At 64.0% G+C, this 12965-nt stretch carries 12 protein-coding genes and 1 pseudogene; 9 read left to right on the top strand and 4 right to left on the bottom strand.

Annotated elements, in window-relative coordinates; genetic code table 11:
* Nucleotides 1–664, top strand: a pseudogene (locus tag JHD07_RS18245) (hypothetical protein); the annotation flags it as partial.
* Nucleotides 661–2094 (top strand): Dyp-type peroxidase domain-containing protein, encoded by a 1434-nt coding sequence (locus JHD07_RS18240; RefSeq protein ID WP_291624540.1) that lies wholly within the window; start codon nucleotides 661–663, stop codon nucleotides 2092–2094. The pseudogene JHD07_RS18245 and the gene JHD07_RS18240, both read left to right, overlap by 4 nt.
* Before the next feature lie 33 nt (nucleotides 2095–2127).
* Here JHD07_RS18240 and JHD07_RS18235 read toward each other — a convergent pair whose 3' ends face one another.
* From JHD07_RS18235 to hemB, 3 genes are all read right to left on the bottom strand, one after another.
* Nucleotides 2128–2904, bottom strand: a complete 777-nt coding sequence (locus tag JHD07_RS18235) for an arginyltransferase (protein WP_291624539.1) — start codon at nucleotides 2902–2904, stop codon at nucleotides 2128–2130.
* A 68-nt stretch (nucleotides 2905–2972) separates the two neighbouring features.
* Entirely contained in the window at nucleotides 2973–3512 is a 540-nt protein-coding gene (locus JHD07_RS18230; protein WP_291624538.1) for an RDD family protein, read from the bottom strand.
* A gap of 245 nt (nucleotides 3513–3757) precedes the next feature.
* Nucleotides 3758–4819 carry a porphobilinogen synthase gene (gene hemB, locus JHD07_RS18225; protein WP_291624537.1) on the bottom strand — a complete coding sequence of 354 codons (1062 nt, stop codon included), beginning with the start codon at nucleotides 4817–4819 and terminating at the stop codon, nucleotides 3758–3760.
* 122 nt (nucleotides 4820–4941) lie between these two features.
* Here hemB and JHD07_RS18220 point away from each other — a divergent pair, with 122 nt between their 5' ends.
* Both JHD07_RS18220 and JHD07_RS18215 read left to right on the top strand, forming a co-directional pair.
* Complete coding sequence (locus JHD07_RS18220) at nucleotides 4942–5445, top strand: DUF6163 family protein (RefSeq protein WP_291624536.1); 504 nt, start codon at nucleotides 4942–4944, stop codon at nucleotides 5443–5445.
* Between the two features lie 507 nt (nucleotides 5446–5952).
* Complete coding sequence (locus JHD07_RS18215; protein ID WP_061024738.1) at nucleotides 5953–6471, top strand: MarR family winged helix-turn-helix transcriptional regulator; 519 nt, start codon at nucleotides 5953–5955, stop codon at nucleotides 6469–6471.
* Between the two features lie 170 nt (nucleotides 6472–6641).
* On the opposite strand, the gene JHD07_RS18210 is transcribed toward JHD07_RS18215, so the two are convergent.
* On the bottom strand, nucleotides 6642–7652 hold the full coding sequence (locus tag JHD07_RS18210; RefSeq protein ID WP_291624535.1) for an AraC family transcriptional regulator: 1011 nt from the start codon (nucleotides 7650–7652) through the stop codon (nucleotides 6642–6644).
* A gap of 584 nt (nucleotides 7653–8236) precedes the next feature.
* On the opposite strand from JHD07_RS18210, the gene JHD07_RS18205 reads away from it, so the two are divergent.
* The 5 genes from JHD07_RS18205 to nrdR all read left to right on the top strand — a co-directional run.
* Nucleotides 8237–10408 carry an autotransporter domain-containing protein gene (locus JHD07_RS18205; RefSeq protein ID WP_291624534.1) on the top strand — a complete coding sequence of 724 codons (2172 nt, stop codon included), beginning with the start codon at nucleotides 8237–8239 and terminating at the stop codon, nucleotides 10406–10408.
* 118 nt (nucleotides 10409–10526) lie between these two features.
* On the top strand, nucleotides 10527–10763 hold the full coding sequence (locus tag JHD07_RS18200; RefSeq protein WP_291624533.1) for a hypothetical protein: 237 nt from the start codon (nucleotides 10527–10529) through the stop codon (nucleotides 10761–10763).
* A gap of 36 nt (nucleotides 10764–10799) precedes the next feature.
* Nucleotides 10800–11021: a hypothetical protein gene (locus JHD07_RS18195; RefSeq protein ID WP_291624532.1), complete on the top strand. Its 222-nt coding sequence runs from the start codon at nucleotides 10800–10802 to the stop codon at nucleotides 11019–11021.
* A gap of 255 nt (nucleotides 11022–11276) precedes the next feature.
* Nucleotides 11277–12575, top strand: coding sequence for a serine hydroxymethyltransferase (glyA, locus tag JHD07_RS18190; protein WP_291624531.1), 1299 nt, complete (start codon nucleotides 11277–11279; stop codon nucleotides 12573–12575).
* Between the two features lie 15 nt (nucleotides 12576–12590).
* A partial coding sequence (nrdR, locus tag JHD07_RS18185; RefSeq protein ID WP_291624530.1) for a transcriptional regulator NrdR occupies nucleotides 12591–12965 on the top strand: 375 nt, incomplete at its 3' end.

Below are 12965 nucleotides of genomic sequence, written 5' to 3'. Positions count from 1 at the left end.
CTTCACCAAGCTGAGCGAGCAGTTCTTTCATCCGCTCGAAGACGATGTTCCGCGCGCCCAGCAGATCCATCCGTCGGTCGAAAGATGCGAGGCCGAGTTGGTGGATCGAACCCAGCACATGTTCAGCCTCACGGAGCTGCGCGGCCCGCAATGGTGGAGCGCGTGGTGCATCCGCGTGGCGCTGCGCATCGTGACGTTCGCCGGACGGGTGTTCTTCACGCAAGGTTGGCTCGGCAACGCGCCGGGCATCCATTTCGGCCATTGGCACATCATCGACAACGGTCGCCGCTTTCTGTTCTGCTCGAACTATGACGGCAATTTCGGCGGCTATCTCGACGACTTCATCAACGGCGCGGCCGTCGGCACGACGTTGGCATGGCGCTGGACCGAGCTTCTTCCACGCGCCCCGGCGCTGGAGGGACAGCCCGGTGTCGCAAAGCCCCGCAGCTTTCCGCCAACGCGCTTTGTCATTTTTCGCGGCGTGAAGTGCGAGCTGAGATTCAAGTCCTATGCGCGCGACAGCATGCTGCCGCATGTCTATCGCTTCGACGCCTGCAACCGGACGGTCGACCAGATCAACCTTGCCACGGGACTGCGTGACGCCTTGTTCGGCGAGCGCAACGAGAAGAACGACGACGTGATCATGAGGGCCATCGAGACATGAAGCACGCTCCGCGCCTGTCCGAGCAAAGCCACGACATCCAGGGCATGCTGAAGAGCGGCTTCGGCTGGCTCAAATCCAGCCGCTTCTGGCTGCTGACGATCCGCGACGGATGCGAGGACCAGGCGCGGGCCTGGCTCGCGCGTCTGGTCGAGAGCAAGCTGGTCGTCAGCGCCAGATGTGTCGCGACGGCCAAGACGAAGCCCGAGACGTCGATCGGGGAGGCCGTGTCGGTCGCCTTCAGTTTCGCAGGCCTCGAGAAGCTCGGCTGCACCGAGACCGCGACGCATCCGTTTCCCACGCCCTTCAGGAGCGGCATGGGGAGCACATTGCGCGAGCAGCTGTTGCGCGACGCTCCGCGCGATCAATGGCGATGGTCGGATGTCGAGAGCGCCGAAGGCCGCCAGGCCGTTCACATTCTCATTGCACAATGGTGGGACGCGGCAGCACGTATGGAGGAGCCGGATCCGGCCGTGTTCATCGTCAGGGTCGTCGACAACAATCCCTGCTCGTTCGCGAGGGACAAGGACGGCAGATTGCGCGAGCCGTTCGGCTTCCGCGATGGCCTCGCCCAGCCGGTGATCCGCGGTCTCAGGGAAGAAGGAGGCGCCGCACTGCGACAGGCCCGAAACGACGCCGGCCGCTTCTATGAGGATCGTGTCGTCGAGCCCGGAGAGTTCATTCTGGGCTATCGCAACGAGTATGACGAACTTACCTACTGTCCCAACGTGAATGACTGGCGGCATTCGGAAGACCGCTTCACGCTGAACGGGAGCTATCTGGCCGTGCGGCAGATCGAGCAGAACGTCGATGCCTTCGAGCAGTTCAGGAAGGCGCATGGCCAGGACGTGTGCGAGAAATTGATGGGACGCCGTAAGGACGGCATGCCGCTCGGCTGGCAAGGTCCACCGGGGTCGGATTCGGCAGCCGACGCCTTCCGTTTTCGCGTCGAGGACGCGAACGGATTCGTCTGTCCGAAGGGCGCCCATATCCGGCGCTCCAACCCGCGGGATTCCCTGGGCATCGATGTGCGATCGAGCATCAAATCGTCGAAGCTCCACAGACTGCTCCGCCGCGGCCGGCCTTATCGCGAGAAGACGGAAAAAGGACATCGCGACGGCATTTTCTTCATCGCCTGCAATGCCGATCTCGAGCGTCAGTTCGAATTCATCCACCAGCGCTGGCTGCAAAACCCTCGCTTCGGCACGCTCGACAATCAGGACGACCCGGTCGTGGGGTCACAGCCCAGCGGCAAGACCTTCACCATCCCGGGACTGCCGAGCGGCGGCGAGGTCACGCTGGCTTCGTTCACGCTTACGCTCGGAGGTGGTTACTTCTTGCTGCCAGGGATCGCGGCGCTCAAGTTCATCGCCGCAGATCGGGCCGGCACGAAGCCGAGCTCAGCTCACCGCGTTGAAGCGGCAGCCTGCTGAAAGGCGGGATCCTGCGGGGGCAGTCCTGCGAGGTCAGTCCTGGGGCTCGGACGCCGTATCGCCCTGCGCGTCGATCCGCAGCCAGCCCGAGGGGGCGAGGCGCTGCTGTGGCAGGAAGCGCGCCTTGTAGTCCATCTTCTTGGAGCCCTCGATCCAGTAGCCGAGATAGACATACGGCAACCCTTGCCGGCGGGCGCGGGCGATGTGGTCGAGGATCATGAACGTGCCCATCGAGCGGCTGACCTGGCTCGGCTCGAAGAACGAGTAGACCATCGACAGGCCGTCGCTGAGCACGTCCGTGAGGGCGACTGCGATCAGCTCCTCGCCGCGGCCGGTGATGCCGCTGTCCGGGCCGCGCTTGCGGTACTCGATGACGCGGGTCTCGACATGGCTGTCTTCCACCATCATTGCGTAGTCGAGCACGGTCATGTCGGCCATGCCGCCGTGACGGTGGCGGGCGTCGAGATAGGCGCGGAACACCGAATATTGTTCGGAGGTCGGCACCGCGCTGCGCTGCTCGCCGATGATGTCGGCATTGCGCGCCATCACCTTGCGGAAGCTACGGGAGGGCCGGAACTCGTTGGCGACGACCCGGACCGAGACGCAGGCGCGACACTGGTCGCAGGCGGGACGGTAGGCGATCGACTGGCTGCGGCGGAAACCGCCATGGGTCAGGAGGTCGTTGAGGTCCCCGGCGCGGTCGCCGACCAGATGCGTGAACACCTTGCGCTCGTGCCGGCCCGGCAGATACGGGCAGGGGGAGGGCGCCGTGAGGTAGAATTGTGGGGTGTCGCGCGAGTGCTGGGTCAAGGGACGTCGTGGGCCTCCAAAACAGGCATCAGCATCGCGCTCCAGAAGCCCACGGTCAATCGATTAGCTCACCAGGTTCGCGCCGTCTGGGGTGCGGGCACGCGGACCGAATTATTGATCACGACCGTTCCCAGCACGAAATCGTGCAGCAGGCGACGGCGGCCGTTGAAAAGGCCGACCAGCACCACGAACGGCGTCAGGAACGACACCGTCACCCAGAACAGCACCGCATGCGTTGCACCTAGCACGAAATAGCCTGGCGCGCCGTACCAGGTGCGCAATTCCAGGTCCATCAGGCGCATGCCCACCGTGGCGGAGGACGGTCCGCCGATGCTGGCGCCGTAATAGACGATGGCCCAGATCACGGAGGCGGGCCAGGCGATCCAGAACAGCGCCCAGCCGATGCCGAGCGTGACCACGCCGAACAAGGCGATGAAGACGTAGCCGAGGATCACCGGCACCGTGATCACGACCATGTCGATCAGGAAGGCGAATACCCGCCGGGTCGCCACTCCGCGGAACAGTTCCGGATTCAGAGAGGGGTCAAAGGCGTGGGGCTGCATCCCGCCGTCACTGCGCCAAGCGTTGCCCGAATCCGAATACGACATATCCGTTCTCCCAGGGAAAACTCCCAAGGCAGGACATGGGAACAGGCCATCCCCGTGCCAAGGGCGCAGGGGCATTAACAAGCCGAAATATTCCGGCGATTCGGGGGCGGCGACCGGTGCGTCAGGATGGGGTGAGTGCAACTGCGCCCTCGTGTCCCGGACAAGCGCCGTGAAACGGCGCGACAGCCGAGATCGCGGTGAGATGCGCTCCGGCGATGCGTTGCGTCCGGGTCACGGGAGGCACCTCATCCCTGGGCCCGCAGCTTCTCCGCGGCCTTGGGCGCAAAGTAGCTCAGCACGCCGTCGGCGCCGGCGCGCTTGAAGGCGAGCAGGCTCTCCATCATCGCGCGCTCGCCGTCGAGCCAGCCATTGTTCGCGGCGGCTGCGATCATCGCGTATTCGCCGGACACCTGATAGGCGAAGGTCGGCATTGCGAACGTGTCCTTCACGCGGCGCACCACGTCGAGATAGGGCATGCCGGGCTTCACCATCACCATGTCGGCGCCCTCGGCGATGTCGAGCTCGACCTCGCGCAGAGCCTCGTCGGTGTTGGCGCTGTCCATCTGATAGGTGCGCTTGTCGCCGGTGAGCGTCTTGGCCGAGCCGATCGCATCGCGGAACGGGCCGTAGAATGCGGAGGCATATTTGGCGGCATATGCCATGATCTGCACGTCGAGCAGGCCCGAGCGGTCCAGCCCTTCGCGGATTGCGGCGACGCGGCCGTCCATCATGTCCGAGGGCGCGATGATGTCGCAGCCGGCTTCGGCCTGCACCAGGGCCTGGCGCACCAGCACGGCGACGGTTTCGTCGTTCAAGATCCTGCCGTCGGAAATCAGGCCGTCATGGCCGTGACTGGTGAAGGGATCGAGCGCGACGTCGCAGAGGATGCCGATCTCCGGAAATTCCTTCTTGATCGCGCGCACCGCCTGGCAGACCAGATTGTTCGGATTGGTGGCCTCCGAGCCCTCCTCGTCGCGCAAGGCGGGATCGGTGTAGGGAAACAGCGCGATGCAGGGGATGGTCAGCTTCATCGCGCGCTCGGCCTCGCGCACGGCCTGATCGACGCTGAGCCGGTCGACGCCGGGCATGGAGGCGATCTGCTCGCGCTTGTTGGTGCCGTCGATCAGGAACAGCGGCCAGATCAGGTCGTCGGTGGTGAGGACGTTCTCGCGCACCATGCGCCGGGACCACTCGGCCTTGCGGTTGCGGCGCGGACGGACGGTCAGATCGAGGGCATGCGGCACCGCCGTGCTGTCCTGGCGCGACACTTCGCGCAATTCGATCGGACGTCCGTATTTGATCGCCATCACTCTTCCTCCGGCTGGAATTATTCTTATACCAGCTTCCACGGTTCCCGTCACCGCGGCTTGACCTGCCGCAAGGGATAGCAGCCGATTGATTTTGCGGGGCGAAGCAGCCAGAAGGGGCCATGTCCGAGATCTCAACCCGCGATGCGGCCCGTGACGGCGCCAATGCCAGGGACGCTGCCCGAGACCCCGCCAGGGAGAGCGTGCTCTCGGTGGCGGCCATCTCGTCGGAGCGGTCGACATCCGACGACAATGTCTGGACGCGCCGGCTGGTGCTGTTTCTGCGGGTGATGGCGCTGCTCTCGATCCTCAAGGGTCTCTATCACTGGGCGCAGGTCACGGGTTTCGTCGGTGGCGAGGACGAGGCGTTCGAGAACCAGTCGATGGCCTGGCAGGCCGCGACCGTCTACTTCGCCGTGATCGAACTCGTCGCCGCGGTCGGCCTCTGGCTCGCCACGCCCTGGGGCGCGGTGGTGTGGCTGACGACCGTGGTGTCGATGGCGGTCATCGAGCTGATGTTCCCCGGTATCTATGGCGGCAGCCTGATCGTCGTCGGTGTCGAGGCCTTCATGCTCGCCGCCTATCTCGGGCTCGCCTGGATGGCCGCGCGCGAGCGGCCGCCATAGGCGACAACGATTGAACGCTCACTCTCTCGTGCCCCGGACGCTGCGCAGCACGCAGTGATGTGCGGCAGAGCGGGGGCCCATCTCTCCGCGACTTCGTTTGTGGCTCTCTAGGTCCCGGATCTGCGCGCCGCTTTGCGACGCTTGTCCGGGACACGAGAGTATTGCGCTTGGTTGACCGTTGGTTGCCTAAAATTCGCGGTAAGTTTTCATTGACCAGCCGGTTCCGCCACAGCTCTTACGCGCACGTTTCGAAACGGGGCGGGGCTGTTCTGGAATGTGACACCAGCGGCGGACGGAGGGTGAACAGGAGCTTGCGAAGGTCAACAGAGACTTTCGAAAAGTGCTTGTGGCACAGGCTTAATCCGCAATTCACTGTCTTAAATTCATGATCTCTTTATTCTCTTATTTAAGCCGATCTTCAAAAGGCGCCCCTTAAGTTGCACCTATCAGGCGGGACACAAGTTTCGTCGAATAAGTGTCGATAAAAACGACAACAGGGGAAGTGTCATGATGAAAGCCGTCGCAACTGCGGCAGATACCGCAGAGCGCGTCTCCGGCCAGCAGGGTTCGGTGCAGTCGCTCTATCTGGAAGCGTTGACTCTGGTGGAGCGGCTGCATCGCCGGCTCCTCGACGTGATCAAGGACGAATTCGATCGCCGCGGCCGCGCGGACATCAACTCCGTGCAGGCGCTCCTGCTCTACAACATCGGCGACAAGGAGCTGACGGCCGGCGAACTGCGCACGCGCGGCTACTATCTGGGCTCCAACGTCTCCTACAATCTGAAGAAGCTCGTCGAGCTCGGCTTCCTCGATCACCAGCGCTCGCGCGTCGATCGCCGCTCGGTGCGCATCCGCCTGACCCCGCAGGGCCAGGAAGTCCGCCGCATCGTCGACAGCCTCTACCAGAAGCACGTCAAGACGGTGGAGCAGGTCGGCGGCATCTCCGGCGACGAGTTCGCGACCCTCAACAAGTCGCTGCACCGTCTCGAGCGGTTCTGGACCGACCAGATCCTCTATCGCCTCTGAGCTTCCGAATGGATCAGGGCCAAGCCGGCCCGCAACAAGACCGGCAGCCCTTTCCGAACGTGCCTCACTCCCCCAAGCGCGCCGGCCCGGAGTTGCTCCGGACCGGTGCGCCGTTCGTGCGTCTGCAGAAGCGCAGCATAGCGCCGTCGCCTTTCTCCCCGGCTCGCATCTCAGCGCAAGCGCTCCTCCCAGTGGCGAAACAGGGCGACCTCATCGTCGGCCACAACGACGGGGTCTGATAGGCCGCCAAGGCGTGCACGCCGCGGGCTGAACCCGAATTGCTTGCGAAAGGCCCGGCTGAAATGCGCCGCGCTCGGAAAACCGTATTCGCGCGCAACGTCGCCGATTGCGAGGGCTTCGCCGGCATTGAGGCGAGCGTGGATCGTCTCCAGCCGTCGCTTTCGGATATACGCCGTGACGCCGCCTGCATTGGCGAAGGCACGATAGAGATTGGATTTCGACGTTGCCAGAGCCCGGCTCATGGCCGCGATATCGAGCCGGTCGGATGACAGGTTCTGATCGATATAGGCTTCCGCGCGCTCGCGCAGCGAGGTCACCGAGCTGCGGGACGCGGCCTCGCCGCCGGCCGGCCGCGCGCCCAGCACCGTCGCCAGCAGCCCGACGAAGGCCGACGACAGGCTGGCGGCGTCCTGGACGGTCATCTCCTCGAGTTGTTGCACGAACGACAACAGGAAGTCGGCGACGAGGCGGCCCCATGCACCGTCGATGATGACGCCGTGGGTGGAGGGGTCGTATCCCGCTCGCTCGAAGGCGCGTCGCGCGACGGTGCAGGTGATGCAATCCAGCGCCGTTCCCTCGGTCACCAGGGGCCGGCGCGTGTCGAAGGCGGCCAGCTCGCCTTGTCGCATCGTGCGCGGAGAGGGCTCGACCTCGGTGGTGAAGGTCACCGCGCCGGTTTTGACGAAAACGACCTGGATCATGTCGAGGCCATCGGCCTGCGCCATTTCGGCGGTTCGCACCATCCTGACCGGGCCGAAACGGGAATGCGTCACGACCATGTCGCCGAGGGTCCAGGCATCCACGACGGCTTCGAAGGGGCCGTCGGCCGAGCCCGCCCGGGTGATCTGGTGCGTGGCGATGCCCGAGCGCCAAATGTCGAATCTGTCGGTCTCAGGGAAATTACTGGTGTCGAAATGCAGCACCGGAATGGGGGAGGACATGGTCTTTCTGCGAATGCGCGAACGTGTTTCGAAGCCAGTTATAAAGCGGGGCCTCGCGTGCACCGAAGACAATTTTGACTTCCCGGACCAGAGAGTTGACCGCTGAACTCAAAATCAATCCGCCGCGCTTTGTAGACCCCGAATCCATTGTACGATGACGGACCGGCAATTTATCCGTCGCAATTGATTTGACTCCTCAGGCCTTTGCAATGCCCCCGTCCGATTTGTCGCGCGCGATGTCCAGTCTCTCGTCGCGCGCGTTCGGGCCGTCTCCGGGCCGCTTGTTCGTCATCGTTGCCGCAGCTTCTGCCGCCATGACGCTGCTCTCGGCGCCGGCTCAGGCTGCCTGCACTCCCGCTGCTGGCAACAATGTCTCAGCGACCTGCACCGGCGTCACCACGGATCAGAATGGCACGAACGGTTACGGCACCGCCGGGATCGACAGTCTTGCGGTCACCATCGTCCAGGGGGCGTCGGTGACCGGGACGAGCTACGGCATCAGGTTCAACACCGGGACGGTGGTGAATTCGGGCACGATCACGGGAATCAACGACCGCGGTATCTTTGGTGCGACCAGCGGGACCGTGACCAATTTCGGCACGATCAGCGGCTATGCCGGAGTCGATGCGGGTCTCAGCGGCGCCGTGACGAATTTCGGAACCATCACCGGTACTGTCAGCGATGGCGTCACCGGCAGCAACATCACCGTCGTGAATTCCGGGACGATCACCGGCTTGGGCTTTGACGGCGTCTTTGCCACCGGCACGAGCACAATCAACAATTCGGGCAGCATCGTCGGAAACTTGCACGGCATCTACGCCCTGGCCGACATCAGCGTTGTCAACTCGGGCTCGATCAGTTCAGCGAACAATGCCATCTATGCGGTGAACGGCAGCGCGACGGTGATCAATTCGGGCACCATCGCGATGACCGATACGTTCGGCACCGTCATCTATGCTCAAACGAACCTGACGCTGGTGAATTCGGGGGTGATCACGTCGACGTCGGTGGGACCTTCTTCCAGCGGCACGATCGACGTGACCAATTCAGGGTCCATCCTCAACAATGGATTCGGCCCGGCCATTTCCGGCACGATTGCGAAGGTGACGAATTCGGGCACCATCATCGCCGTTGATGGCGCGGCGGTCAGCGCCTCGAACGTCACCGTTGCCAATTCCGGTTTGATCCGCGGCTATTGGGAGGGCATTGGTTCCCAGTACGCCACAGTCACCAATTCTGGCAAGATCATCGGTGAGCATTCGGCAGGCGTGCAGGCCTCGTTCGATGCGATCGTCACGAATTCGGGCACGATCACTGGCAGCGGCGCGGGCATTCGCACCTTCAACGGCGGCGTCAACCTGACTAACTTCGGGACGATTACGGGCAGCGGGCCTTCCGGCATCGGTGTTTTGACTGCGACCGCGGGGACGGTAGTCAATTCCGGCACAATCATCGGCGAAGGCGGTACGGCGATCCAGTTCGGCGCGACGACGCCTGCACAGTCCGACGGTCTGACCGTGCTGCCCGGCGCGCGCTTCGGCGGCGTGGTCGATTTCACCGGGGGCGCCGACGCCGTCAGTTTCGGCCCCGGAAGCTGGATTCTGAACACCGCCAATTTCGACAAGACGCTTTCGACGGTGACCACCGCCGGGAAGCCCTACGTGGTCACGCCCAACCAGATCATCGTTGCCGATGTCTCCAGCTTCGGCGCGCAGAACCGCGCGATCATGGACATCACCGGATGGATCGGCTCGGTCCTGCCCGATGCGCCCGTGTTTGCTCCGGGCATGGCCGCCGCCAGTGCATTTGCAGCGCCCGAACCGGCGGCGTCTTCGTTCGATGCATTCGCCAGTTTTCCGTCCGGCGCCCCGGGATTTGCCCCGGCTCCAGCGTTCAAGGGGGCAAGCACAGATTATGGCGACGGGAATGCGGTCTGGGCCAAGGCCTTTGGCGGCCAGCGGCTGCAGCATGACAACGGCGCGTTGATCGGCGGGACGACGACAGGCTTTGGCGGCGCGGTCGGCTACGAGCGGCTGGTCAGTTCCGACCTCAGGCTGGGGGTGCTCGCAGGCGGCAGCAGCAACAAGACCAACCTGTATCTCAACGCCGGAAGCACCAGCACCGACGCCGTGTTCGGCGGCGCCTATGGCCGCAAGACCTGGGGCGGCACGTTCCTGGATCTCTCGGTGATCGCCGGAAGCCTCGACAATTCCAGCGGGCGCAACATCGGCGGCGGTCTCGCCTTTGCAACCGCAACGGCGTCCTATGGCGGCTGGTTCGTCAATCCGGCGCTGATGTTCGGACGCCGCCTTGATGTCGATGGGCGCGGCTTCACGGTCACGCCGGCGGTGAAGGTGCGCTACGTGGCCGCGCATTTTGGCGGCTATACCGAGGCGGGCGCAGGCGCCGCCAACATGAGCGTCGCCGGCCGCGACTTTCAGGCTTGGGAGGAGCGGGCCGAGATCACCTTCGCCAACACCAGGACGCTCGCCAACGGAAACCGGGTCACAACCCGCGTTGCTGCGGGCGCGCTTGCCCAGCAGCGCAGCGCGGGCGGCCTGCTCGATCTCTTGTTGCTGGGGCAGAACTTCCTCGTGGCGACCCCCGAGCGCAACAGCGTGGCAGGCGGGTACAGCAGCGCGGGGGTTGCGTGGCAAATGGGCCGCCTGACCTTGTTTGCAGCCGGCGAAGCCACCTACACCAATGATGTGTCCCGCACTTTGGCGGGAAAGGCCGGCGCGCGGGTCAACTGGTAGTCATCGGCTCGCCCGGGCCGGGACGAGGAACCGAAACCCTTTCGCACTGCAAAAAGTTGGCTCGGAGCAGGGAACCAGAACGCTGCGTCGTCGTTATTGCTTCCAACCGGAGGGTGCGATGCTGGTCGAGCGCGGGCTTCAGGCGATGAACGTGGAACTCGTGAGTGAGGCCTACGCCATCGCCGCAAATTATCTGAGGCGTTCCGGCGCGATCCCCGACTCGCTTGTCACCGACGAACGCCTGCTTGGGATTATTTTGAAGCTGCTCCAGCAAGGCGAATTCAACAAGATCAGGCTGGCCAACGTGGCGATCGCCCGATTTCAGGCGAAGTCCGAGGCCAGAGCGGTGGCCTGAACAATCTCGAGAAATCGCGACCAACCAGAGGATGCCATGCAAGCTGCCATCGACCGCATCATGCAGACCTACGACCTGCTCGCCAACCGCACCGCGGCAGCCAGCACTGAGGCGCGTGAAAAAGTCACCAACTACCTCAACACCCTGATGGAAGCGGGGGAGACGGACACTCACAGGTTGACGGTCTGCGGCCTGACCTACCTGCGCCAGCTCGACGGCAGCGTGGACCCCGTGAAGGCGGGGTATACGGGGCTTTAAGAAGGAGCCTCCCGCCTGATGGCTGCTGGCTGGCGATAAAGCGGCTCTGGCCCGGATATTGACGAGGAGCGGTTCCATGAAACCGCTCCAGGGCTGAAAATCTCCAATCCCACCATATCTTGCATAAATACCAGGCCCGACCCGCAACTACTTGGCCTGTTGCGGGCGATGTGGTAGATCGCGCGTGCTTCCGACCGCCACACCAGACCCGCCCGTAGCCCGCCAAAAGGCTGCGGCGGTGGAGATATTCGCAAGATGACCCTCGCAAAGACCGCCTCCGCGCCCGATTCGTTTTTCACCGCCTCGCTCGAGCAGGCCGATCCGGAAATCGCCGCCGCCATCAAGGGCGAACTCGGCCGGCAGCGCCACGAGGTCGAGCTGATCGCCTCCGAGAACATCGTCAGCCGGGCCGTGCTGGAAGCGCAGGGTTCGGTGATGACCAACAAATACGCGGAAGGTTATCCGGGCGCGCGATACTACGGCGGTTGTGAGTGGGTCGACGTCGCCGAGAACCTTGCGATCGATCGCGCCAAGAAGCTGTTCGGCGCCAATTTCGCCAACGTGCAGCCGAACTCCGGCAGCCAGATGAACCAGGCGGTGTTCCTGGCGCTGCTGCAGCCCGGTGACACCTTCATGGGTCTCGATCTCGCCGCCGGCGGCCATCTCACCCATGGCTCGCCCGTCAACATGAGCGGCAAGTGGTTCAAGGCCGCGCACTACACCGTGCGCCGCGAGGACCAGATCATCGACATGGACGCGGTGGCGAAGCAGGCCGAGCAGGTCAAGCCGAAGCTGATCATCGCCGGCGGTTCGGCCTATTCGCGCGCCTGGGACTTCAAGCGCTTCCGCGAGATCGCCGACAGCGTCGGCGCGTACCTGCTGGTCGACATGGCGCATTTCGCCGGGCTCGTCGCCGGCGGCGTGCATGCCTCGCCGGTGCCGTATGCGCACGTCACCACCACCACGACGCATAAATCGCTGCGCGGTCCGCGCGGCGGCCTGATGCTGTGGAATGAGGAGACGCTGACCAAGAAGCTCAACTCGGCGATCTTCCCGGGCCTGCAGGGCGGTCCCCTGATGCATGTGATCGCGGCCAAGGCGGTCGCTCTCGGCGAGGCGCTGCGGCCGGACTTCAAGGTCTACGCCAAGAACGTCGTCGAGAACGCCAAGGCCCTGGCCGAGACGATGAAGAGCCATGGCTTCGATATCGTCTCCGGGGGCACCGACAACCATTTGATGCTGGTCGATCTCCGGCCCAAGGGCCTCAAGGGCAACGCCTCGGAGAAGGCGCTGGTTCGCGCCGCCATCACCTGCAACAAGAACGGCATTCCCTTCGATCCTGAGTCGCCATTTGTCACCTCCGGCATTCGTCTGGGCACGCCCGCGGCGACCACGCGCGGCTTCGGCGTGGCCGAATTCCAGCAGGTCGGCGGCATGATCGCCGAAGTCCTAAACGCGATCGCACAGTCGTCCGACGGCAAGGCGCCGCTGGTGGAGGCCGCGATCAAGGATCGAGTCAAGGCGCTCACCGACCGGTTCCCGATCTACCAGTAAGGCTAGGCCAAGCGGATGCGCTGCCCGAACTGCAACAGTCTGGATACGCAGGTAAAGGACTCGCGTCCGACCGAGGATTCGGCCGTGATCCGCAGGCGGCGCGTGTGCGTCGCCTGCAATTTCCGCTTCACCACTTTCGAGCGCGTACAGCTGCGCGAACTCACGGTGATCAAGCGTAATGGACGCCGCGTGCCGTTCGATCGCGACAAGCTGATGCGCTCGGTGCAGATCAGCTTGCGCAAGCGGCAGGTCGAGCCCGAACGGGTCGAGAAAATGGTCTCCACCATCGTGCGCGAGCTCGAGACGGGGGGCGAGGCTGAGATCTCCTCGGAGGTGATCGGCGAGACCGTGATGGAGCATCTGCGCCAGCTCGACGACGTGGCCTATGTC

Origin of the sequence: Bradyrhizobium sp. (assembly GCF_016462955.1) — a bacterium.
GTDB lineage: Bacteria > Pseudomonadota > Alphaproteobacteria > Rhizobiales > Xanthobacteraceae > Bradyrhizobium.
This window is presented reverse-complemented; position numbering and strand designations above follow the sequence as displayed.